Source organism: Pseudooceanicola spongiae (assembly GCF_014899185.1).
In the GTDB taxonomy this organism is placed as follows: domain Bacteria; phylum Pseudomonadota; class Alphaproteobacteria; order Rhodobacterales; family Rhodobacteraceae; genus Pseudooceanicola; species Pseudooceanicola spongiae.
Genome location: NZ_CP045201.1, coordinates 3510193 through 3533852, shown reverse-complemented (window position 1 = coordinate 3533852; position 23660 = coordinate 3510193). Strand labels below are relative to the sequence as shown.

Here is a 23660-nt window from a genome sequence, read left to right as displayed (position 1 = left end):
AAGGGCTCCGTGAAAATGCTGCGGTGCAAAACCGACGGGTTACCGACGCGATACAGACGGGATACCGAACCGGCATTTGCGGGAATTTAGCCCCCAGACTAGGCAGCGCCGCGCCGCGGCGCCACCCCCGATTGCCAAAGCCGCAAACGCCGCCTAGGCTCGCGCAAATTTCGCTGAAAACAGGGGAGCCATCATGGACGGCGCACTCAACGAAAACGACATCTCGGGCATCATCGAAGCCGATCGCGCCCATGTCTGGCACCACATGTCGCAGCATAAGCCTTACGAGACCACAGATCCTAGGGTCATGGTCGAGGGCAAGGGCATCCACGTCTGGGACGCCAAAGGCACCCGCTACCTCGACGGCGTGTCGGGCGGCGTGTGGACGGTCAACGTGGGCTACGGGCGCGAAAGCATCGCCGACGCGGTGCGCGATCAGCTGGTCAAGCTGAACTACTTCGCAGGCTCCGCAGGCTCCATCCCCGGAGCCCTCTTCGCCAAGCGCCTGATCGAGAAAATGCCAGGTCTTTCAAGAGTTTACTACAACAACTCCGGCTCCGAGGCGAACGAGAAAGCCTTCAAGATGGTGCGCCAGATCGCGCACAAACGCTACGGCGGCAAGAAGCACAAGATCCTGTTCCGTGAGCGCGACTACCACGGCACCACCATCGCCTGCCTCTCCGCCGGCGGCCAGCCCGAGCGCAACGCGCAATACGGGCCCTTCACCCCCGGTTTCGTCGAGGTGCCGCACTGCTTGGCATACCGCGCCCACGAGCAAGGCCTTGAAAACGCTGCGAACTATGGCGAGCTCGCGGCCAATGCCATCGAAGAGGTGATCCTGCGCGAAGGCCCCGACACCATCGGCGCGCTCTGCCTTGAGCCGGTGACGGCGGGCGGCGGCGTCATCGCCCCGCCCGAGGGCTACTGGCCCCGCGTGCAGGAGATCTGCCGCAAGTACGACATCCTGCTGCACATCGACGAGGTGGTCTGTGGCCTCGGGCGCACCGGCACCTGGTTCGGCTATCAGAACTACGGGATCGAGCCCGACATGGTGACGATGGCCAAGGGCGTCGCCTCGGGTTACGCGGCCATCGCCTGCCTCGTGACGACCGAAAAAGTCTTCGACATGTTCAAGGACGACAGCACCGACCCGCTGAATTACTTCCGCGATATCAGCACCTTCGGCGGCTGCACCGCAGGCCCGGCGGCAGCTCTGGAAAACATCCGCATCATCGAGGACGAAGGCCTGCTGGACAATACGCTGGCCATGGGCACCCGCCTGATGATGCGGCTCGAGGAGCTGAAGGAGAAGCACAAGGTCGTTGGCGACGTACGCGGCAAGGGCCTGTTCTGCGGCGCCGAGCTGGTCGCCGACCGGCTCACGAAAGAGCCGGTGGCCGAAAAACTCGCCCAGCAGGTCGTCGCGGAATGCAGCGCCCAGGGCGTGCTGATCGGAGTCACCAACCGCTCATTGCCGGGGCGCAACAACACGCTCTGCCTCTCACCAGCGCTGATCGCTACCGAGGACAATATCGACGAGATCGCAGCGGCGATGGATGTCGCCCTGACCCGCGTCTTCGGCTGACCTTTGCCCTAAGCCACCGCCCTGCCCTGGTTAACAGGGTGGGGCGGCCCTTTTTGCACGTCGGTATTACGTCGGTATCAAAGCGGTATCCCGGCGGTGCGCTCCCCCCCCCCCGGAAAGAAGTAAATGTCGCGCGAACCGGATCGCTCCGCGCCGCACCCAGAGGCTGCTCCGCCTCCGGCGGAAGTATTTAGAGCAAGATGACAGAGGAGCCGTCCCTGCATCGTTTCCCTGGTCCAAATATCCCGGGGGAGGCAGCGCAGCTGACGGGGGCAGAGCCCCCTGCTGCAAAACAGGCCATGGAAATAACATATGCCAGCAGCACCCGATCATAATGTGGTTTGATTCGTGCCTGACCGCTTGTTTAAGCTCCCTCATTTGCGCCCAGAACTCATAAATGTATCGAGGGTATGTGGCGGCTCCCGAGGTGAGGTTGGGCACTATAGTTCACCGTTTTATGATCTTCGGCTGGAGCTATTCTCGCTCGTTTCGCTGGGCGAAAGATTGCCCGCCACTGATTTCATCGCGATATATTCAATACTACAGATGGCTCGCCTGTCCCTAATAGACCAAGAAGGCTTTGCCACCCTCGTGCCCTTCGTGGTTAGCCCGGATGCCTACACCTCGATTGCTGGTGTTCTGCGGCACCACGCCAATGGCTTTCATGTCCGGGCATCATCGCTTCGACTTCTCTTTTGCTCGACATACCCTCTGAGATGGCTGCGGTTATATCTTTCCAGCGTGCGGAAGGTTGATCCAGCGATCTGGGCGATGCCTTCTCAGATAAGGAACATCGGGGAACGGCCCCGGCTGGCGGTCTATGTCCTGGCACAGATCTTGCGGACATGGCGCGACGTTGTGTCCAGCAGTAGCGTGGAGGGCTCTTGGCGAGAGAGCGGGAGGAAGCGTCCCGGCTCAGATGCCGGCGCGGAGCATATCGCGGATCTTCACAGCCTTCTCGAAGTGGTCGAGGCGGTGCGTTCTGATCCACCATTCTGCGGCGTCCATCAGCGTCTCGGGGTCATCATTCCGGTTGGCAAAGAAGGCGTAGAAGGACAGGCCAACACCCTCGCCCTTGCGGGCGATTTTACCGTCGCAGACGGCAAGGGCTTTTGCTCTCAGAGCCGGTGTCATGCCAGCCTCCCGCTGAAGGGCGCGCGCCTAGCGCAGCCCGTCACGTGCCATCTTCTCTGCCAGCTGCAGCATGGCCTGACCGCGCGCTGCAGCGATGGCGGTGGCGTCGCCGTCGCCGCCGATCGGCACCACGACGTCGAACAGCGCCGAGCGCCCGCGCGCGCCGGTTTCGGGGGCAATGAAGTACTGCCCGGACAGGCGGAAGGTGCCATCTGCCTCGGCCAGCATCTGCTCGACTCGGACATCGACGCGGACCTGCGCGCGGTCAAGGAACGGCCAGGGCGAGGGCGCGACCTCGGCGCCCGTGATCTGGCGCAGATAGCGTGACAGCTCCAGCGTCACGGCGCGGGTCGGCAGGTCAGCCCAGAGCAGCTTTTTGGCAGCGGTGACGCTGCCGTCCGGGCCGCGCATCGCGATCGACTGGCTGGAGGCATAGTCGGGCAGAGAGACGTCCTGCACCTCGACCGTGCCGTAGGCGATGGCGATGCGGTTTGCCGTGGCCTGAGCGGGCGTCGGGTTGGGGACGGTATAGAGCTTTTCCGCGCTACAGCCGCTCAGCGCCAGGGCGGCGAGGATCGACAGCAGCGGGGCGCGAAGCACGAGGGCGCGAGGGGTCATCATGATGTCACCTTCCGAACAGCAGGGAATTGGGATTGCGTTGCAGCTCTCTCGCCAGGGCCGAGATGGCGGCGGCGGCGCTTTGCAGCTGGCGCAGGGTATCCGTCGCTTCGCGGCCAAGGCCGCTCTGGGCGTCATAGCCTTTCAGCGTCGTGCCTGCCTGATCCAGCGTGGCCTGGACCCGCGCCATCAGCGCCGGCAGGTCGTCCGCGGCACGGGCGATATTGTCCGCCGCGTCGCGGGCCGAGAGCATCGTGGTATTGGCGTTTTCGATCAGACCGCCGGTGCGCAGATCAGCCAGAAGCTTGCGCAGTTCGTCCAGCGAGGCCGAGACATCGCCGGGAAGGGCGCGGGCCTCGGGTGTGCCGATGAGGGCGTCGGCGCTTTGCAGCAGACCGTCCAGCGATTTGGCCAGATCATCCAGCGGCACCGTTTCGGCGCGTGCGGCGACGCTGTCGATCCGCTCCACCAGCTGCGGAATGCCCGCCACGGCACCGGAGACGGAGCCAGCTGCCTCGGAGACGTTGTCGACGGCGGCCACGATGCGGCCCACGGCGTCGCGGGTGTTGATCGCCTGCACCACCTTTTCGACCTCGGCCGCGATGGAGCCGATCTGCTCCGGCAGGCTTTGCAGAGAATCCGATTCGACGAAATCACGCGCGTCGCCAAGCAGGGCGCGCACCTCTCCCGGGACGGCCTGAATATCGTCGCTGCCGGTCAGACGTGAAATATTGTCCAGCATCCCGACCGCGCTGTTCATCAGCTGTTCGATCGGCAGGGCACTGACGCGCTTGAAGATCCCGTCCGCAGAAGCCGACACATCGGTGATCCGGCTGGGCGCGGTGGGAAACACCGGGAAGGGATCGGCGTTGGCATCGATGGTCGCGGGCGCGGCCCCCGGCACCTCGACAAGTTCAACCTTCAGCCCGCCGGTCAGGATCGAGGCAGTCACAAGGCGTGCGCGCAGGTCGTTGTCGGCGACGTGGTCGGCAAAGAACTTCAGCGCAGCCGACTTGCCCGTCGCATCATCCAGACCCAGCCGCGCCGGGCGCAGCTGCATGGTGACGGCCAGACGGACCTTGTCATCGCCGAAGCGGTCGCGGTCGATGAAGCCGTTGACCGAGCTGACCTGACCGATGCGCAGCCCGCCGTAGGTGACCTGAGCATCCGGGGCCAGACCCGGCACGTTTTCGTCAAATATGGCGGAATAGGTCAGCAGCACGCCGTTCTCTTCGCTGAACATGCTGGAGCGCGCAGCGCTTTCATCTGAATAAACGGTGAAGATGGTGCCCGGAGGCACCGCCGTGCCGCCGGAGATCTGCGTCGAGAAGGAGGTGCCCCCCGACAGGACCGTCGCCAGCGACGAGAAATCGAGCGAGGCCCCGTTGGCGCCGAAGCTGAACTTGAAACCCGAGGCATCCCAGAACCGTGTCGCGGAGGAGATCAGCCGGTTGTGGGGTTCGTAGATGATGGCGTCAGCCTCGATCGTGGTGCCGTCCTGCGAAATCTCGGCCTGGCCCATCTGGCCGACGTCGATGCCGCGATATTCGATGGGCGTATTGCCCGTCAGGCTGCCATCGGGAGAGGCGCGCAGCCGGATCTTGAGGCCCGGACGCCCTTCGGGATTGAGCGGCGGCTGCGAGGCGCCTTCAAATTCGGTTTTCAGCCCGCCGGGGGTGCTGTTCCAGATGCCCTGAATGTAGACGCCCGACAGCACGGTGCCGAGGCCGGTGACACCGCGCGCCGTGACCTCGGGGCGCACGACCCAGAAGGCGGCATCCGTGTCGACGTAATCTGCGACATTCCGATCCAGCCGCACAAAGACCTGCACCTTTTCCAGACCATTTGAAAAGCCGACTTTCTCGACCACCCCGACGGCAAGGTCACGATAGCGCAGTTCGGTCTGGTTGGCGGCGATCCCCTCGGCGTTGTCGAAGGTGATCTGAATAAGCGGCCCCCGCTTGATGTAGTTGTCGAAGGCCACGCCAAGGGCGATGACCAGCGCCATGACCGGCACGATCCAGATCAGGGAAATCCGCTCCCAGAAGCCTGACCGCGCGCCAGTGACGGTGACATCCTCGGGCGCATCGCTTTTTCTTACATCATCGCTCACGTCGGGGAATCCTTGCGGGTCTGGGGGTCGGTAAAAGGCGGATCGGCGCGCCGGTCGTCGGGTCCGGCAACGGTCAGTGTCTCCGCCCCTGCGCTGAAGGGAAAGTCGAACGTGGTGTCAGGGGTGATCTGCGAGACCGGGCCAAAGTCATCGGACGCCCTGAGGTCTTCGGGCGGCGGGACTTCAGCGTCCCAGATCAGCCGGCTGTCGAAGGCCTGCGCCGAGAGCATGGTGAAGAAGACCGACAGCGCAAAGAACAGCGCCGCCCGCCCCGGCTGGATCGATGCGATCGTGCCGAGCTGCACCAGAGACGACAGGATCGCCACGACGAAGACGTCGATCATCGACCAGCGCCCGACGTATTCCACGACCTCGTGCAGGACCTGCCGGGTGTGCGGCTTCAGGCGGCTGCCAGAGGTGACACCGAAGGCCAGCGCGGCGATGACGATGAACTTGCCCACCGGGATCAGCACCGAGGCGACAAGGATCACGATGGCGATCCCCCAGGAGCCGTGCTGCCCCAGCTCCAGCGCGCCGCCGACGATGGTGTTCTTCTGGTCCGACACCAGAGTGTGGGTGTCGAGCATGGGATAGATATTGGCCGGGATGTAGCACATCATGCCGACGGTCCAGAGTCCCCAGACCTTTTGCAGCGACATCGGATCGCGCGATGCGATGTGGTGGCCGCAATGCCCGCAGACCCGGGTGCCGCCGGGCCAGACCCGGGTGCAATACTGGCAGGCCACAAGGCCCATCTGGCGGGCAGACTTCATGCGCCGAGCGCCTTCCAGATGGAATAGCGGCAGGCCAGATTTTCCTGCACGACCACCAGCAGCACCAGCAGCGAAAACATCCAGAACGCCGGGCCGAAGCTGACGGTGGCGAGGTCCGCGACCTTGATCAGCGCCACGGCGCAACCGATGGCAAAGATCTCGGCCATCGACCAGGGGCGCAGGTGCTCGGAGAGGCGGAAGGCGAAGGCGGCGCCGCGGAACGGCCCCCGGTCCAATGTCAGCGGGGCCAGCACATAGATCGACAGGATGGCCCGCGCCGCCGGGATGAAAACGATCAGCCCGGCCAGCACGAACGACAGTGCCGCCAGCGCCCCGTCCGAGGTGAAGGCCAGCGCCGCGTCGAGGATCGAGCTGGAGTGCTTCAGCCCCTTGGTCGAGATGCTGAGAAACGGATAGGCCGAGGCCGCGACCAGCAGGATCAGGATGGCCAGCTGAACCGCGATGATGCGCTTGCCCGCCCTCAGACGTGGCGCGACCAGAACGTGATGGCAGCGGTTGCAGATGGCGCGCTGGTTGTTTGCAGGCTCTACCATGCGGAACACCGCATCACAGCGCGGACAGGCGATCAGCGCCGCGAGATCCGCCGCCGAGCGCGTTGGTGACGCATGCGCCGATGCCCCTGCCCGCGTGGCGGGCTGGCTCAGATCGCTCAGGGTCACATCGCTGGTCATCTCAGGCGGGGTCCGATCCGCAAAAGCGGTTGAAAACAGGCATTGAACTGAACATAGCCTGCGCACGCCCGGCTTCAAATGGCAACCGCAGCGGATGGTTGATTAAGCCACACCGGCACCCCCCGCCGCTCAGCGCGGACGGGGGCAAAGCCATGTGCCCCGGTCAGACGCGCTTAGCGCAACCGGGTCAGCAGCCCGACCGTGGCATAGCCGTCCGGCACTGCACCGATGCTGCGCTGATAGGCGCGGATCGCCTTGGCGCTGCCCGACCCGAGGATGCCGTCGACGCCACCCGTATCAAAGCCACGTCGGGTCAGCAGGGTCTGCAGCTCGATCCGCTCGGCCTTTTTCAGAGCGCGCTCGCCGTGCGGCCAGCTGGCCTGCAGCGGCCCTGCCCCGGCGATCCGGTCGCCCAGCAGACCCACCGCCAGCGCATAGGTGTCTGCGTTGTTGTAGCGCTTGATGACGTCGAAGTTCTTGAACACCAGAAACGCCGGTCCCTTGGCGCCGGTCAACATCAGGACCCGCGCCGAGCCGTAATCGCGCATCTCGCCCTGCGTCGCACGAAGACCCAGGCGCGCCCATTGCGAGGGCATTTTCTCAGGCCCGTTGATCAGGTTGTAGTCGAAATTGGCAGGCAGGCTGACTTCCATCCCCCAGGGCTGACCGGCCACCCAGCCGAAGCGTTTGAGATAGGCGGCAGAGGAGGCCAGCGCATCGGTCGGATCATCCGCCCATATGTCGCGCCGCCCGTCGCCGGTGAAATCGACGGCATAAGTCTCGTACGAGGTGGGCATGAACTGGGTGTGACCCATCGCCCCGGCCCAGCTGCCGACCATGCGTTCGGGCGTGGTGTCGCCATGCTGGACAGTGCGCAGAAGCGAGATCAGCTGCTCCTCGTAAAACGCGCCGCGCCGCCCCTCATAGGCCAGCGTCGCCATGGAGGAGATCAGCGGCGTGTTGCCCCGGTAGCTGCCATAGGCGGTCTCCATCCCCCAGATCGCCGCGATATATTGCGACTGCACACCGTAGTGACCCTGGATCTTGTTGAAGATGCTGGCGTTCTTGGCGAACTCGGTCCGGCCATTGCGGATGCGCGTGTCCGAGATCGCGCCCTCCATATAATCGCCGATGCCCTTGGTGAATTCGGCCTGATTGCCGTCCTTACGGATCACGTCGGGCATGAAGTTCACATTGCGGAACGCCCGGTCAAAGGTCGCCGCAGAGATGCCCTGCGCCATGGCGCGACCACGAAAGCCCTGCACCCAGCGGGTGAAACCGGGGTCGGAGACGGTCTGAGCGATCTCGGGCTCTGCGGGCGCGGGCGCGACGGCGGTTGAGGCGATCCCGTCGGGGCGGATGCGCGGGCGCAGGCTGCGCTGCACGACGGGGCTGCTCTCCAGCGGGGTGACGGCGGAGGCAAGCAGGACGGCAGGCGGTGCTTTCGGCTCGACCGAAGTGACGGGGCTGGCCTTGGCGGGCGTGGGCAAGGGATGCGCGCCAAGGATCGCGAGCGTCGCCGAGGCGAGCGCAATCGCGTCCTGTGTGCTGACCTGTGGCACGTTGACCTTTGCGCTTTTGGCCGCCAGCAAAGCGCCAGCCGGCCGCGCCTTGGGGCGCAACGACTGGTCCACCGGATTGGCCAGAGCCGCCACGGTGAAAGCGAAAGGGGTCAGTGCCGCGCCCGTCAGCGGCAGGACCAGAAGAGTATGGGCGATCGCCCGAAATGGTGCGCGCATATCTGATATTTTCCGGCTGCTCGATTTTTTATTGTTAACCAAGCATAGCCTGATCCGGCGCAAAACCAAAGCAAAGCCGTCGCTTGCGCGACAATTTACAGCGGGCTTTCGCTTTCGGGTGGTCTGCAGCGGGGAACAGGCGGTGCCGCGCCGACCGGCGCAGCACCATTGGATCAACGGGTCCGCTTGAGTTTGCGGGCCGTCTTGTCTTTTTTGACCTTGGCGCGCACCAGTTTGCGTTTGGACGCACCGGCGCTGCTTTTGGGTTTGCCACCGGGCCTGCGCCCGCGCCCACGATCCAGCGAGGGGCCGCGCGCGACCTCTGCCCCCTCCAGCGTCAGCAGCTCCAGCGCGATGCCGCCCGTAACGGGCGTCGCTTCGGCCAGCTTGACGGTGACGCGCTGACCGGGCCGGATCATGATGCCGGTCTCGGAGCCCATGAGGGTATTCGCCTCACGGTCGTGATGGAAGAATTCGCGCCCCAGAGAGCGGATCGGAATCAGCCCGTCTGCGCCGGTTTCATCCAGCCGCACGAAGGCACCAAAACGCGCCACACCACTGATCCGGCCGGTAAATTCCGACCCGACCCGGTCCGCCAGATAGGCGGCAAGATAGCGGTCGGTGGTGTCGCGTTCGGCGGTCATCGAGCGCCGCTCGGTTTCCGAGATATGGCCGGCAGTGACATCCAGCGCCTCGATGTCATGCTCGTTCAGCCCGTCCTTGCCCCAGCTGTGGGCGCGGATCAGGGCGCGGTGCACGATCAGGTCGGCGTAGCGGCGGATGGGCGAGGTGAAGTGGGCATAGTTGCGCAGCGCCAGCCCGAAGTGGCCGAAGTTGTGCGGCGCGTAATAGGCCTGCATCATGGCGCGCAGCGTCGACATGTTGATCAGCTCGGCCTGCTCGGAACCGGCGGCGTCGTTCAGCAGACGGTTCAGGTGCGCGGTCTTCAGCACCTGCCCTTTGGGCAGGTTGTAGCCCGAGGCCTGAGCGGTTTCGCGCAGCGATTCCATCTTTTCCGGCGTCGGCTCTTCGTGCACCCTGAACAGCAGCGGCTGCCCCTTGGCGACCAGAGTTTCGGCGGCGGCGACGTTGGCCAGCACCATGAACTCTTCGATCATACGGTGCGCATCGAGACGATCGCGGAACTTGACCGAGGCGACCTTGCCATCCTCGGACAGCTCGATCCGGCGTTCCGGCAGGTCGAGGTCGAGCGGCTGGCGCACCTTGCGGGCCTCGCGCAGGGCGTAATAGGCGGCATACAGCGGCTCGATCACGTCCTCCATCAGGGGGCCGGTCTTGTCGTTGGTGCGCCCCTCGATGGCATCCTGCACCTCGCCGTAGTGCAGCGACGCGGCCGAGCGCATCAGGCCACGGTAGAAGGTATGGGCCAGCTTGTTGCCCTGCGCATCGATCTGCATGCGCACCACGATACAGGCGCGCGGCACGCCTTCGTGCAGGCTGCACAGGTCGCCAGACAGGCGGTCGGGCAGCATCGGCACGACGCGGTCGGGGAAATAGGTCGAGTTGCCGCGTTTCTTCGCCTCGCGGTCCAGCTCAGAGCCGGAGCGGACGTAGTGTGCGACATCGGCAATTGCCACCCAGAGCAGGTGGCCACCGGGGTTCTTGGGATCGTCATCGGCTTCGGCAAAGCAGGCGTCATCGTGGTCGCGCGCGTCCGAGGGGTCGATGGTGACGAGGGGCAGTTCGCGCAGATCCTCGCGGCCAGACAGGCCTGCGGGTTTCTGGGCATCGGCCTCGGCCACGACCTCATCGGGAAAGGCGTCGGGGATGCCGTGCTGGTGGATCGCGATCAGGCTGACGGCGCGGGGGGCCGAAGGGTCGCCCAGACGGGCGACGATGCGGGCGCGCGGCAGACCCATGCGGGCCTTGGGGCCGCTCTGTTCGCCCTCGACCAGCTCGCCGTCCTGCGCGCCGTGGGTCGCGCCCATCGGCACCATCCATTCGCGGTCGCTGCCCTTGTCGACGGGCAGGATGCGCCCGCCTTCCGAGTTGGCGCGGAACACGCCGAGGATGCGCAGAGGGTTGCTGCCGATCTTGCGGATCAGCCGCGCCTCATAGGCGTTTTCATTACCGATACGGGCCATCTTGGCGAGGATCCGGTCGCCAGCGCCAAGCGCGGGTTCGCCGGCGCGCGTGATCATGCGGATCAGCGGCTCTGGCCCCTCGCCCTGCCATTCCAGCGGGCGGGCGGTGAGGTCGCCATCGGCGTCAGGTTCGTTGACCATCAGCACGCTGACGGGGGGCAGGCTGTCGGGATCGCGATAGGTCTTCTTGCGTTTTTCAAGATGACCTTCGTCCTCAAGCTCCTTCAGGATACGCTTGAGGTCAATCCGGGCGGCGCCCTTGATGCTGAACGCCTTGGCGATGTCGCGTTTGGCGGTCTGGGTGGGGTTCGCGGCGATCCAGTCAAGGATCTGCTGCTTGGAGGGGAGTTGTGACATGCCCCTGATTAACACGCCCCGAAGGGCAGGTCATCCGGGAAAGCAGCAGCGATTACAGGGCCTGCTCCATCTCCTGATGTGGCACGCCGCCGTCGTCATAGACCGGGCCGATGGGACGAAAGCCGAGCTTTTCGTAGAACCCCGCCGCGCGCATCTGACCGCCGAGGATCACACGGGTGCAGCCCCTTGCGCGCAGTCGCTCGATCGCGTCGCGCACGATGGCCGCGCCGAGGCCTGTGCCACGCGCCGATTTCGCGACGCAGATCCGCCCGATCCTGCCAGTGTTGCCCGCGAACTCCGCGCCTTCGCGCAGCAGCCGCGCGGTGCCGAGGGGGCCTGTGGCATCCGAGGCCAGCAGGTGCACGGCGTCGGCGTCCAGCGCATCCCACTCATCCGCCTCGGCAAAGCCCTGTTCTTCGATGAAAACGGCACGGCGCAGCGCAAAGCAGGGCGCGAGGTCGGAGACCTCCTCGAAATGCCAGCTCATGCGAAGTAATCGCGCAGGATGCGGGCATAGATTGCCTTGAGCTGGGTGATCTGCTCGACCGGGACGCGTTCGTCGACCTGATGCATGCGGTTGCCGACCAGACCGAACTCGACCACCGGGCAGAGATCCTTGACGAAGCGTGCGTCCGACGTGCCCCCCGTTGTCGACAGGTCCGGCGTGACGCCGGTTTCCGCCGCGACGGCCTTGCCGATCAGATCGCTCAGCTCGCCCGGAGGCGTCAGGAAGCTTTCGCCGCTGATCTTCACCTCTGTGTCGATGGTGATGTCGAACATCCGGCTGACATCCTGCGCCTCGCGCCGCAGCCACTGGCTCAGCTCTGCCCCGGTGTGGGTGTCGTTGAAGCGGATGTTGACGGCGGCGCGGCACTGCGCGGGGATCACGTTGGTGGCGGTATTGCCGGTGTCGAACTGCACCACGGCCAGGGTCGAGGCATCGAAGTGATCGGTGCCTTCGTCCAGTGTCGCGCTGGCCAGCCGGTCGATCAGGCGCGCCATCGCGGGCAGCGGGTTTTTCGCGCGGTGCGGATAGGCGGAATGCCCCTGCACGCCGGTCGCCGTGAACCAGGCGGTCATGCTGCCGCGCCGCCCGATCTTCATCATCTGACCCATGCTGTCGGGCGAGGTCGGCTCGCCCACGATGCAATGGCTGAGGGTTTCGCCGTTTTCGCGCATCCAGTCGAGCAGAGCGACGGTGCCATCGGTGGCATCGCCCTCCTCATCACCCGTGATCGCCAGCACCACCGCGCCGTCGGGCGGCGTGTCGCGGACAAAATCGACAGCGGCAGCGGCGAAGGCAGCCACACCGGACTTCATGTCCTGCGCACCCCGGCCCCAAAGCTCGCCCTCGTGGACCTCACCGCTGAAGGGCGCGTGGGTCCAGGCAGCGGCATCGCCGACCGGCACGACATCGGTATGGCCGTTGAAGCCGAAGCTGCGCGCATGGCCCTTTTCACCCCAGCGGGCAAAGAGGTTGGCGATGCCGCCGCGCTCGATATGCGTGCACTCGAAACCGGCCTCGCTCAGCAGATCCGACAGCAGCGTCAGGGCGCCACCGTCTTCGGGCGTGACCGAGGGGCATTGGATCAAACGGGCCGTCAGCGCGACGGGATCAACGCCGGCAGGCGCGGCAGCGGGGGTGTCAGTCATTGTCGTCTCCTTGCTCGGGGGCATGGCTAGCGGGTTTTGATCAGCGCTGCAAAGGCGAAAGCCATCCCTGCGCCCGCAGGCAAGGGGCCGCGGCCAGCCCGGCGACGACAGCGGGAGGAGAATGACGCGCCTCAGCGTCAAATATTGCTTAACAATTGCACAACCACTGACTACCCTCTGGCAAGGACGGCCCTGGGGGACAGGGTCGAGTGTATTGAGGCACCTGAAAAATGGCGTTTACGGCCGGGCGATCCTGTGATGGATGGCCTCAGCCTTGCAGATTGCGTTCTGCCTGACAGATGGGCTGGATTGCGATTTCCCCCGGTTTCGGGGCCGCTGGCTGGCAGGCCGACGGGCAGGAGGATGCAGACGATCTGCTGGTGCGTGGCACCTTGATGCTGGAGGCCGAGCTGAGCGCCCCTGACAGCGACGCCCCCTTGCTGGATCTGGTGCACGAGACCCCCTTTCGCGGCCGCATCACGCTGAACATCGAAAAAGACCGCGACGCGCACCCCGACACCGCCGCCGGGGGCCGTCTGACGTTGCGCCTGCTGCAAAACGGGACCGAGCGCGAGGCCAGTCTGCTGCTGCCGCCCGAGGCCTTTCCCGGTCGGCTGAGGGTCAGCTATTGCTGGGATGCGCGCGCCCGCGCGGCGCTGCTGGTGGCCGAACAGCCCTGCCATGCCAACTCGGCCCGCTTCACCCGCCTGCCCGCGCCGCCGGCGCTGCCCCGCCGCGCCCTGTGTCAGGCCGTCGTCGAGGCGGATCATGACCTCGACACCAGCCGCACCCCGCGTGCCGGGGCGCATCTTGGCCCGCATGTCGAAGCGATCTCGCTGTCCGAGGGCATTGCGCCGGTCGGCCCCATTCCCGGTCTGGCCCCGGGCACCGAAATCGACACACCCGCAGGCCCCGCGCCGATCGAGACGCTGCGCCCCGGCGCGCAGGTGCTGACCCCGGACGCCGGGCCCCGCATCGTGCTGGCCGTGCTGCGCCGCCAGATGCCCGCGCGCGGCATGTTCCGCCCCGTGCGTCTGCTGGCCCCCTGGTTCGGGCTGCGCAAGGACGTCACGCTGGCCGCCGAACAGCGGCTGCTGGTCAGTGGCACGGACGTCGATTACCTGTTTGGCTGTGAAACGGTGCGGGTTCCCGCGGCCTATCTTGTCAGTGACCGCATGGCGCAGTTCACCCAGAGCCCGCCGCTGATCACCTGGTATCAGCTGTTGCTGCAGGATCAGCAGCCCTTGGGCATCGCCGGTGTGCGCGTGGAGAGCCTGCCCGTCGATGCCTTGCTGAGATCGCCCGAGATGCACCGCGCCAGTCTGCTGTCCAGCTATCCGCGCGAAAAACTTCCGCGTGCCGCTGCGCGGACGCAGGCCGAGGACATCCCCGTGCTGCGTCCCTTCGAGGCGATCACCCTGGCCCTGCACCGGCGCGTCTAAGCGCCCGCTGCGGTCAGTTCGGGCGTTGCTTGCCGCCCTCTGGCGTCTCGTAAAACGGGGTCATCTGGGCGACGATCACGGCGTTTTCCGCCAGCGCGCGGTCCATCAGCTCACGCTCTTCCTCAGGAATGTCGTGGCCTTCCTCGAGCCGTTCCTCAAGCGTGCCATAGCCCGACACGTCAAGCGGGGCGAGGTCGGCCAGCTTGAGCACAGCCACGGTTTCGCGCACCGCCTCGGCCTCGTCGATACCAGAAGCGTAGCACATCAGCGCGGCACCGGTGCAGCCCTCGGGCAGACCATCATCCGCCTTGCGGCCCACTTCGACCAGCAGGGTAAAGACCTGCTGCCGCTTGGGCGCTTTCTTGGCCGGCTTTTCGGCAGGCTTGTCAGCACTGACCTCTGCAGGCGCCTGTGTGGGCGCTTCGGCAGAGGACTCTGCCGGGATGCTCTTGTCGTCTTCGTCGTTCATCACATGGGCCTCCGGACCTCAATCCGCGCTGCCTGTCAGAAACACCCCGTTGAGTAAAGGCCCCGCAGCACGGGCGGCCATATTCCGTTGGGGTGCGAAAGCTGCTAACCTCTCCTGCAGATTGAGCGAGACATTTCAACTGCTCCTCCTGGTGCAGCGGCGTCAGGCATCGGGCGCGGAAGGGGCAGAGCGCCATGGCCAAGGATATCGTGATCCTGCTGGACGGGACATCGAACCAGATTTCGCGCAAGCGCAGCAATGTGTTGCGCCTCTATGGCACGTTGAAGAAAACACCGGAGCAGGTGGTCTATTACGACCCGGGCGTCGGCACGTTTGGGGCTGACAATGCCTGGTCCACCAGCCGTCGCTGGCTGGTCGAGCTGTTCGGCCAGGCCACCGGCTATGGTCTGGATGAAAACGTGATGGAGGCCTATCGCTTTCTCTGCACCCATTACCAGCATGGTGAAAAAGGCGCGGACGGCACACGCGACAGCGACCGGATCTGGCTGTTCGGGTTCAGCCGGGGGGCCTATTCGGCGCGGGTGCTGGCGGGTTTCCTGCATGCCTTCGGGCTGATCGCGCCGGAACAGTTCAACCTGCTGCACTACGCCTATCGCGCCTACAAGAGCATCGGCGAGGGTGCCTCGGACGCCGCAGAAAGCGCGGAGGTCTTTGCCGAGATCCGCATGCACGAACGGATCCTCAACCCGACCAAACCCAAGATCCGCTGCCTCGGGCTGTTCGATACCGTCGCTTCTGTGATCGAGCCGGGGCGGTTCTGGCCGCGCGTCCGCTCGCATGCCTTCACCAGCAACAACCCCAGTGTCATGGCGGTGCGTCAGGCGCTGGCTATAGACGAGCGCCGCGCGATGTTCCGACCCAAGCTCTGGGGCGAGGACCGCGCGTTCCTGCTCAACCCCTTTCGCCCCGAAGACAGCCAGCCGCAGGACGTGAAGGAGCGTTGGTTTGCCGGGGTCCACGGTGACATCGGCGGCGGCTACCCGGAGCCGGAGTCGGGCCTCGGCAAACTGACGCTGGAGTGGATGATCGAGGAGACCCGCGCCATGGGGCTGGCCTATTCGACGCGCACCATCAACTCTATCGTGCTGGGCGAAGGCCAGAGCAAATACTCCCGCCCTGACCCGCTGGCCCCGATGCATGTGTCGCTGAAAAGCGGCTGGTGGCTGCTGGAGTGCATCCCCGGCCGCACCCCGAAAGGCGCGTTTCCGCAGGGCAGGCAGTTCTGCGGGCTGACGTTTCCGCTTGGCGCGGCGCGCACCATCCCCCAGAGCGCCAGCATTGCCCTGTCAGTCACCGCGCGCATGGACGCGGACCCCGATTATCGCCCGCACAACCTGCCGCAGGACCCCTGAAATCCGCCCTGCAAAACGCAAAACGCCCGGGGCCTGTGCAGGCTCCGGGCGCTGAAAAAGACTAATCGTTAACGCTTACCCGCGACGGAAGGCCCGCGCGAGGAAGATCAGAAGACAGGCACCGATGACGCCGACGATCAGCTGACCGATCCAGCCGCCCAGGGTCGAGCCGAGGATGGCCATCAGCAGGAAGTTCATCACGATCGCACCGACGATGCCGAGGATGATGTTCAGGATCAGCCCCATATCGGATTTCATGATCTTTTCGGCGATCCACCCCGCGAGCGCACCCACGATGATCGCCGCAATCCAACCCAAACCTTCCATCAGACGGTCCTTCCTCAATATCCAAATAAATATCTGTGCCGCAGCTATCCGCGGCTTCGAGGATACAACGGAAAAAGGCGCCTGCGGTTCCGTAACAGACCGCAGACGCCCAAAATAATCCTTAGCCCGGGAGGCTGGATCAGTCGCGCAACAGCTCGTTGACGCCGGTTTTCGAACGGGTCCGTTCGTCGACGCGCTTGACGATGACGGCGCAATAGAGGTTCACGCCGTTCTTCGAGGGCATCGTGCCGGAGACGACGACGGAATAGGGCGGCACTTCGCCATAGGTGACTTCGCCGGTTTCACGATCGACGATCTTGGTCGACTGGCCGATGTAGACGCCCATCCCCAGAACCGAGCCTTCGCGGATGATCACGCCCTCAACCACTTCGGAGCGCGCCCCGATGAAGCAGTTGTCCTCGATGATCGTGGGGCCGGCCTGCATAGGCTCCAGCACGCCGCCGATCCCCACGCCGCCCGACAGGTGCACGTTCTTGCCGATCTGCGCGCAGCTGCCGACGGTCGCCCAGGCATCGACCATCGTGCCGGTGTCGACATAAGCGCCGAGGTTCACGAAGGACGGCATCAGCACCACGCCCGGCGCGATATAGGCGGATTTGCGGACAACGCAGTTCGGCACGGCGCGAAAGCCTGCAGCTTTCCACTCGGCCGGGGTCCAGCCCTTGAACTTGCTGTCGACCTTGTCCCACCAGGTGCCGCCTTGCGGGCCGCCGGACTGTTCTTCCATGTCCTTGAGACGAAAGCCGAGCAGAACCGCTTTCTTGGCCCACTGATTGACGAACCAGCTGCCGTCGTCCTGCTTTTCAGCGACGCGCAGAGTGCCGCCGTCGAGCGCGGCCAGCGTCGTCTCGATGGCGTCGCGGGTTTCGCCGGTGGTGGCGGGGGTAATCGTATCGCGCGCCTCCCAGGCGGCTTCGATGGCGGTTTCCAATGCAGCGTTCGACATGGGGCGTCTCCTGAAATACGGGTCTTTGGCCCTATAATCACTTGTGCGCCGCGCCGCAATCTTGCTGGTGCCCGCCCTTGCCCGCGTTTTGCGGGCTGCCTTGCGCTGGCGCCGCCCTGCGCCCTGCGCTAGCAAAGGCGCAACACAAAGGACGCCTCATGACTGACGACAGCCGCCAATCCCCCCTCCGCGAAGCCCAGAAGGACGTCGAGAGCACGCATAGCCTGCCCGACACCCCGCAAAGCCGCGCCCCCGCCTATCGCCTGGCCTTTGCCGACAACGATTTCCTGTGCCGCGACGAATTGCGCGCGGTCCGCCTGCAGCTGGAGCTGCTCAAGCCGCAGATGGTGATGGACGAACGCGGGATCGAGAGCACCGTGGTGCTGTTCGGTGGCGCGCGCATCCCCGAGCCGGGCAAGACGGCGCGCTCCAAAGGCATGGCCGATCTGTCGCATTTTTACAGCGAAGCGCGCGAGTTTGCCCGGCTGATGACGATGAAGTCGCTGGAATCCTACGGCAAGCAGAACGTCATCTGCACCGGCGGTGGCCCCGGCGTGATGGAGGCGGGCAACCGTGGCGCACAGGATGCCGGTGGCAGCTCCATCGGCCTCAACATCGTGCTGCCGCATGAGCAGACGCCGAACGAATACGTCACGCCGGATCTGTGCTTCAACTTCCATTACTTCGCGATCCGCAAGATGCACTTCCTGATGCGGGCGCGGGCCGTCTGCGTGTTTCCCGGCGGTTTCGGCACCATGGACGAGACCTTTGAGGCGCTGACCCTGATCCAGACCGGACGGATGCAGAAGATCCCCTTCCTGCTGTTCGGCCGCGCCTTCTGGGAAAAGGTCATCAACTTCGAGGCCCTCTGCGAGGCAGGCACGATCTCGCCCGAGGACCTCAAGCTGTTCAAGTTCGTCGAAACCGCCGCCGAGGCGTTTGAGGCGATCGAGAACTGGGATGGCGCAGGCGAGACCCGCAACAACATTCCGGGGCGCGAAGCATGATCCTGCTGCGCGTTTTTGCTCTGTTTGCTGCCGGTCTGGGAGCGGCGGCGCAGTTCGGCAAGATCTCGGTGCTGTTTCCCGCTTGGGCCGCCGCCTATCCGGACTCCGGGGCGGGCCTTGGGTTTCTGCTGTCGATGATTTCGCTGATCGGGGTGGTGCTGGGGCTGGTCGCTGGCATGGTCGTGGCGCGCGTCGGCTTCCGGCGCATGATGATCGCGGCGCTGCTGCTGGGTGCGGCCCTGTCGGCGGTTGAATCGCTGATGCTGCCGCTGCCGGTGATGCTGGTGCTGCGCGGTATCGAAGGCCTGTCGCATCTGGCCATTGTCGTCGCCGCCCCGACCCTGATGGCCGAGATCACCGACGACAAGTCGCGCCCCCTCGCCATGTCGCTGTGGGGGACGTACTTCGGCGTCGCCTTCGCCCTGTACGCGCTGATCGGACCGGCGCTGCTGTCGTTCGGCGGGCTGCCGGTCGTGCTGATGAGCCACGCGGCCTACATGGTCGTGCTGGCGGGCGTGCTGTTCATGACGCTGCCCGATGACCGGCTGCCACGCGACGGAGCGGTCGCGCACCCGGCGCAGCGGCTGGGCCTTGGGATGATCCTGAGGCGTCATGTCCAAGCTTACACCTCGCCTCATGTCGCGGCGCCGGCCCTTGGCTTTGTGTGCTACACGGCGACCTTCGTGGCGATCCTGACGGTGCTGCCGCCGTTCCTGCCCGACGCCACACGAGACGGGCTGGTGACGGTGCTGCCGGTGGCGGGGATCGTGACGGGTCTGACGCTTGGCGCGCTCTGTCTGCGGCTGGTGCCTGCGGTGCCGGTGGCGATCTGCGGCTTTCTGGCGGCGGCGACATGTGCGCTGCTGATGGGCGTGCTGCCGGGCGCGTCGTGGCCGCCGGTGCTGTTGTTCTGCGCGCTTGGCTTCGTGCAGGGCAGCAGCTTTGCCAGCATCCCACAGATCAACCACGACCCTGCCGACCGGGCGCTGGCGAATGGCGCGCTGGCGCAGATGGGCAACCTTGGCAACTTCATCGGCACGCCGATCCTGCTGGCGATGACCGGCGCCATGGGGCTGACCGGCCTCGTGATCTTCGGCGTCGTGGCCTATTGCGGTGGTGCCGCTGTGCACCTGAGCGCTGCCCGGATGCGCGCCCGCACGGCGCTCGCATAAAAAAAGACCGGCGCCGATCTGCTCGGCGCCGGTCCAGATCCCTGCAAGCGGTCAGATCAGACCGACATGCAGATGTATTTCATCTCAAGATAATCCTCGATCCCGTGGTGGCTGCCTTCGCGGCCCAGACCGGATTGCTTGACGCCGCCGAACGGGGCCACCTCGGTCGAGATGATGCCGGTGTTGACGCCGACGATGCCATATTCCAGCGCCTCGGCCACCTTGTAGACACGGCTGAGATCCTTGGCATAGAAATAGCTCGCCAGACCGAAGATCGTGTCGTTGGCCAGCTCGATCACATCGTCCACGGTGTCGAAGCGGAACAGCGGCGCGAGGGGGCCGAAGGTTTCCTCGGTCGAGAACAGCATCTCTTTCGTGGCACCGGTGACGATGGTCGGGCCGAAGAACGTGCCCTCCATCTCATGCGCCTCGCCGCCGAGGATCACCTTGCCGCCCTTGGCTTTGGCGTCGGCGATATGTTCCTGCACCTTGGTGATGGCGTCGGCGTTGATGAGAGGACCGAGGTCCGTGCCCTCTTCCAGCCCGTCGCCCACCTTCATCTGGCTGACACGGACGCGCAGCTTTTCGGCGAAGGCGTCATAGACACCGTCCTGCACATAGATCCGGTTGGCGCAGACGCAGGTCTGGCCGTTGTTGCGGAACTTGCACATGATCGCGCCTTCGACTGCCGCATCCAGATCGGCGTCATCAAAGACGATGAAGGGTGCGTTGCCGCCCAGCTCCATCGAGCATTTCTTGATCTGCTCGGCGGATTGCTTCAGCAGGATGCGCCCCACCTCTGTCGAACCGGTAAAGGTGATCTTGCGCACTTTCGGGTTCTCGCAGAACTCCTTGCCGGCATCGGAGGCCCTGGAGGAGGTCAGGATCGAGAAGACGCCCTTCGGGATGCCCGCGCGTTCCGCCAGCACGCCCATGACAAGCGCCGACAGCGGCGTTTCCTTGGCAGGGCGACCGACGAAGGCACAGCCTGCGGCCAACGCGGGGGCGGCCTTGCGGGTGATCATCGCGTTGGGGAAGTTCCACGGCGTGATCGAGGCGGCCACACCGATGGGCTGCTTGATCACGGTGATGCGCTTGTCGCGCTGGTGGCCGGGGATGGTTTCACCGTAGATGCGCTTGGCCTCTTCGGCGAAGAACTCGATGAAGGACGCGCCATAGGCGATCTCGCCCTTGGCTTCGGCCAGCGGCTTGCCCTGTTCGGCGGTCAGGATGGTGCCCAGATCGTCCTGGTTCTCCATCATCAGATCGTACCATTTGCGCATGATGTTGGCGCGTTCCTTGCCGGTCATCGCCGCCCATTCCTTTTGCGCGACGTAGGCCTTGTCGATGGCCAGAGCCATCTGGTCGCGGCTGAGGTCGGCGACGCGGGCGATGACATCGCCGCGCGCAGGGTTGAGCACGTCAAAGGTGCCCTCGTCGCCCTCGACCCAGTCGCCGGCCAGATAGGCCGCTTCGACCAGCAGCGAGGGGTCTTTCAGCAAGGACCGCAGGTCCGTCTTGGAATCGAGCATGGGGTATCCCTTTATCAGAGTGGCGCCGCATCCCCTGACGCGGGCCGAGGTTTGGGTATGCGTCGCAACCTAGCGCCGAAGCGCCGCGACGCCACCCGTTTTCGACGCGACTCAGCCAAATTGAGCCTGCCAGCAGGGGAACGGATCGCCCGCTGCCGGGGTCGCGGCATGCACCCCCCGCGCAATGGCGCGCGCCATGACGATGGCGGCGGCATGACACAGCGTCAGCATATCGACCTCAGGCTGGTCCAACGGTTTCTCTCCGGTGGCGGCACCAAAGATCAGGTCTCCGTCGGCGGGCGTATGGCTGGGCACCAATGCGCGGGCAAAGCCGTCGTGGGCCGTGGTGGCAAGGCGGGTGCATTGCGCCTGATTGAGATCGGCGTCGGTCGCGACGATGCCGATGGTGGTGTTGCCGCGCGTCCCGGGTGAGGGCAGGCCCATCCGCTCCAGCATGGTCAGCTTGGTCAGGGGCTCATGCGGGTTGGGAAAGGTCTGCGCCATACCACGACCGCCGAACTCGTCGTCCATCTCCCATGGGGCGGCCCAGAAGTGTTCGCCCGCATTGACCGTCGCCGTGCCGAGCGCATTCACCGCCACGATCGCCGCCACGATATGCCCCGAGGGCAGCACGACAGAGGCGGTGCCGAGCCCGCCCTTCAGCCCCGCCGTCACAGCACCAGTGCCCGCGCCATGGCTGCCCAGCTGGATCTGATCGCTCAGCGCACCGTAGGCCTGACGCCCAAGCGCCTTGTAGGGGTTATCCACCCAGTCCTTGTTGCCGCCATTGATCAGGTCGAACAGGATCGCCGAGGGCACGATGGGCACACGCACCGGCCCCGCCTGATAGCCGCGCCCGGCCTCGCGCAGCGCATCCGTGACACCGCCCGCCGCATCCAGCCCGAAGGCCGAGCCGCCCGACAGCACCAGCGCATCCACCTGTTGCACCGTCTTGTCGGGGGCCAGCAGATCCGTCTCCCGGCTGCCCGGCGCGCCACCCATGACGCTGACCCCGGCGGTGAAGGGGCGATCCGCGCTCAGCACCGTCACACCCGTCTTCACCGCCAGATCCTGTGACTGACCGACCAGCAGCCCCTTGATATCGGAAATCGCATTGCGCGGGCCGGGCCGCCAGGCTTGCGAAGCTGAAATGGTCATCACGTTGTCCTTCATTCGGGGCTGAGAGTGCCTCTGTCATCGCGGCGCATCTTGCCAGATGGCGCGGGATGGGCAAGATGGCCCCGGCCCAAGCGATGGCGTCGCAACCCGGGAGCTCTCCGGGCGGGCCTTACCACGTCCTGCACGCCGGGACCTCTGTCTCAGGAGGTCACCTTGACCAAACGCCCCGCCTTTCACCCTGTCCACAACGGCGACAAGGTCGCTCTGCCCTTTTCCCCGGCCGAATATGACGCCCGCCTCGCCGGTCTGCGCGAAGCGATGGAGTTCACCGGTGCTGGCGTCGTTGTCCTGACATCGATGCACAACATCGCCTATTATTCGGGCTTTCTTTATTGCAGCTTTGGGCGGCCCTACGCGCTGGTCGTGACCGAGGAGACCTGCGTTACCATCTCAGCCGGGATTGACGCGGGCCAGCCCTGGCGGCGCTGCCATGGCGACAGCCTGACCTATACCGACTGGGGGCGCGACAACTTCTGGCGCGCCGTCGCCCATGTCACCGGCAAGGGCAAGCTTGTGGGCTATGAGGGCGATCACCTGACCCTGAGCATGCGCGACAAGCTGGAGGAGTTCCTCGACCCGATCGTCATGGTCGACATCGCCCCCGCCACCATGCGTCAGCGCCTGTTCAAGAGCGAGGCCGAGATCGCCCTGATCCGCGCCGGAGCGCGCGTTGCCGACATCGGCGGCCAAGCGATCCGCGACGCCATCCGCGAAGGCACGCGCGAGATCGACGTCGCCATGGCAGGCCGCAACGCGATGGAGCTTGAGATTGCCCGCGCCTTTCCCGACGCCGAATACCGCGACACCTGGGTCTGGTTCCAGTCCGGCCTGAACACGGACGGCGCGCATAACCCCGTCACCTCGCGCAAGTTGAAGCAGGGCGACATCCTGTCGCTGAACACCTTCCCGATGATCTCGGGCTACTACACCGCGCTGGAGCGGACGCTGTTTCTGGGCGAGCCTGACGCCGCCTCGCTGAAGATCTGGCAGGCCAATGTCGACACGCATGAGTATGGCATGTCGCTGCTGAAACCCGGCGTCAGCTGCGCCGAAGTCACCCAGCAGATCAATGCCTTCCTTGAGGAGCGCGACCTGCTGCAATACCGCACCTTCGGCTATGGCCACTCCTTCGGGGTCCTGTCGCATTACTATGGCCGCGAAGCCGGTCTGGAACTGCGCGAGGATATCGACACCGTGCTGCACGCCGACATGGTGATCTCGATGGAGCCGATGCTGACCCTGCCGCAGGGCACGCCCGGTGCCGGCGGCTACCGCGAGCACGACATCCTCGTGATGACCGAGGACGGCGCCGAAGACATCACCGGCTTTCCCTATGGCCCCGAACACAACATCATCGCCTGACCATGCGGGCCGGAGCGCCACCTCCGGCCCGCACTCGCCTCAGCGATGGGTCCGGTCGCGC

19 protein-coding genes and 1 pseudogene are annotated in these 23660 nt (G+C 65.3%); 6 read left to right on the top strand and 14 right to left on the bottom strand.

All coding sequences use genetic code 11. From position 1 onward, the window contains the following. The first annotated feature begins 193 nt into the window (after nt 1-193). Entirely contained in the window at nt 194-1585 is a 1392-nt protein-coding gene (locus F3W81_RS16620; protein ID WP_193080359.1) for an aminotransferase family protein, read from the top strand. Nucleotides 1586-2500: 915 nt separating this feature from the next. Here the strand turns inward: F3W81_RS16620 and F3W81_RS16615 are convergent. The 9 genes and pseudogenes from F3W81_RS16615 to dapE form a co-directional block, all read right to left on the bottom strand. Further along, nucleotides 2501-2719, bottom strand: coding sequence for a DUF6500 family protein (locus F3W81_RS16615; RefSeq protein WP_193080357.1), 219 nt, complete (start codon nt 2717-2719; stop codon nt 2501-2503). Between the two features lie 27 nt (nt 2720-2746). Beyond that, on the bottom strand, nt 2747-3340 hold the full coding sequence (locus tag F3W81_RS16610; protein ID WP_226941717.1) for a PqiC family protein: 594 nt from the start codon (nt 3338-3340) through the stop codon (nt 2747-2749). Between the two features lie 4 nt (nt 3341-3344). Further along, nucleotides 3345-5450 (bottom strand): MlaD family protein, encoded by a 2106-nt coding sequence (locus F3W81_RS16605; RefSeq protein ID WP_226941716.1) that lies wholly within the window; start codon nt 5448-5450, stop codon nt 3345-3347. Nucleotides 5451-5638: 188 nt separating this feature from the next. Further along, a pseudogene (locus tag F3W81_RS16600) lies at nt 5639-6205 on the bottom strand (paraquat-inducible protein A); the annotation flags it as partial. Nucleotides 6206-6219: 14 nt separating this feature from the next. Continuing rightward, complete coding sequence (locus F3W81_RS16595; protein WP_226941986.1) at nt 6220-6777, bottom strand: paraquat-inducible protein A; 558 nt, start codon at nt 6775-6777, stop codon at nt 6220-6222. 311 nt (nt 6778-7088) lie between these two features. Continuing rightward, on the bottom strand, nt 7089-8654 hold the full coding sequence (locus tag F3W81_RS16590; protein ID WP_193080353.1) for a lytic murein transglycosylase: 1566 nt from the start codon (nt 8652-8654) through the stop codon (nt 7089-7091). 173 nt (nt 8655-8827) lie between these two features. After that, nucleotides 8828-11116 carry a ribonuclease R gene (gene rnr, locus F3W81_RS16585; RefSeq protein WP_193080351.1) on the bottom strand — a complete coding sequence of 763 codons (2289 nt, stop codon included), beginning with the start codon at nt 11114-11116 and terminating at the stop codon, nt 8828-8830. Nucleotides 11117-11168: 52 nt separating this feature from the next. Next, nucleotides 11169-11603, bottom strand: a complete 435-nt coding sequence (locus F3W81_RS16580; RefSeq protein WP_193080349.1) for a GNAT family N-acetyltransferase — start codon at nt 11601-11603, stop codon at nt 11169-11171. Beyond that, nucleotides 11600-12769 (bottom strand): succinyl-diaminopimelate desuccinylase, encoded by a 1170-nt coding sequence (gene dapE / locus F3W81_RS16575; protein ID WP_193080347.1) that lies wholly within the window; start codon nt 12767-12769, stop codon nt 11600-11602. Before dapE ends, F3W81_RS16580 begins: the two co-directional genes overlap by 4 nt. A 299-nt stretch (nt 12770-13068) precedes the next feature. Here dapE and F3W81_RS16570 point away from each other — a divergent pair, with 299 nt between their 5' ends. Beyond that, on the top strand, nt 13069-14211 hold the full coding sequence (locus F3W81_RS16570; protein ID WP_193080346.1) for a Hint domain-containing protein: 1143 nt from the start codon (nt 13069-13071) through the stop codon (nt 14209-14211). A gap of 13 nt (nt 14212-14224) precedes the next feature. Here the strand turns inward: F3W81_RS16570 and F3W81_RS16565 are convergent, their stop codons facing one another. After that, nucleotides 14225-14542 carry a hypothetical protein gene (locus tag F3W81_RS16565; RefSeq protein WP_193083969.1) on the bottom strand — a complete coding sequence of 106 codons (318 nt, stop codon included), beginning with the start codon at nt 14540-14542 and terminating at the stop codon, nt 14225-14227. 332 nt (nt 14543-14874) lie between these two features. Here F3W81_RS16565 and F3W81_RS16560 point away from each other — a divergent pair, with 332 nt between their 5' ends. After that, nucleotides 14875-16053, top strand: a complete 1179-nt coding sequence (locus F3W81_RS16560) for a T6SS phospholipase effector Tle1-like catalytic domain-containing protein (RefSeq protein ID WP_193080345.1) — start codon at nt 14875-14877, stop codon at nt 16051-16053. A 75-nt stretch (nt 16054-16128) separates the two neighbouring features. On the opposite strand, the gene F3W81_RS16555 is transcribed toward F3W81_RS16560, so the two are convergent. Together F3W81_RS16555 and dapD are read right to left on the bottom strand one after the other, a co-directional pair. After that, the gene (locus F3W81_RS16555) at nt 16129-16380 is read right to left on the bottom strand and encodes a GlsB/YeaQ/YmgE family stress response membrane protein (protein ID WP_193080344.1); all 252 of its coding nucleotides are present in this window, start codon (nt 16378-16380) and stop codon (nt 16129-16131) included. A gap of 139 nt (nt 16381-16519) precedes the next feature. Further along, the gene (gene dapD / locus F3W81_RS16550) at nt 16520-17347 is read right to left on the bottom strand and encodes a 2,3,4,5-tetrahydropyridine-2,6-dicarboxylate N-succinyltransferase (protein WP_193080343.1); all 828 of its coding nucleotides are present in this window, start codon (nt 17345-17347) and stop codon (nt 16520-16522) included. A 158-nt stretch (nt 17348-17505) separates the two neighbouring features. Here dapD and F3W81_RS16545 point away from each other — a divergent pair, with 158 nt between their 5' ends. Together F3W81_RS16545 and F3W81_RS16540 are read left to right on the top strand one after the other, a co-directional pair. Further along, nucleotides 17506-18354, top strand: coding sequence for an LOG family protein (locus F3W81_RS16545; protein ID WP_193080342.1), 849 nt, complete (start codon nt 17506-17508; stop codon nt 18352-18354). Then, nucleotides 18351-19526 carry an MFS transporter gene (locus F3W81_RS16540; protein WP_193080341.1) on the top strand — a complete coding sequence of 392 codons (1176 nt, stop codon included), beginning with the start codon at nt 18351-18353 and terminating at the stop codon, nt 19524-19526. Before F3W81_RS16545 ends, F3W81_RS16540 begins: the two co-directional genes overlap by 4 nt. A 56-nt stretch (nt 19527-19582) precedes the next feature. Here F3W81_RS16540 and F3W81_RS16535 read toward each other — a convergent pair whose 3' ends face one another. Both F3W81_RS16535 and F3W81_RS16530 read right to left on the bottom strand, forming a co-directional pair. Beyond that, complete coding sequence (locus tag F3W81_RS16535) at nt 19583-21058, bottom strand: NAD-dependent succinate-semialdehyde dehydrogenase (RefSeq protein WP_193080340.1); 1476 nt, start codon at nt 21056-21058, stop codon at nt 19583-19585. A gap of 111 nt (nt 21059-21169) precedes the next feature. Then, complete coding sequence (locus F3W81_RS16530) at nt 21170-22216, bottom strand: P1 family peptidase (RefSeq protein ID WP_193080339.1); 1047 nt, start codon at nt 22214-22216, stop codon at nt 21170-21172. 174 nt (nt 22217-22390) lie between these two features. Between F3W81_RS16530 and F3W81_RS16525 the strand changes: the two genes are divergently transcribed. After that, nucleotides 22391-23599: an aminopeptidase P family protein gene (locus F3W81_RS16525; protein ID WP_193080338.1), complete on the top strand. Its 1209-nt coding sequence runs from the start codon at nt 22391-22393 to the stop codon at nt 23597-23599. The last annotated feature ends 61 nt before the right edge of the window (nt 23600-23660 follow it).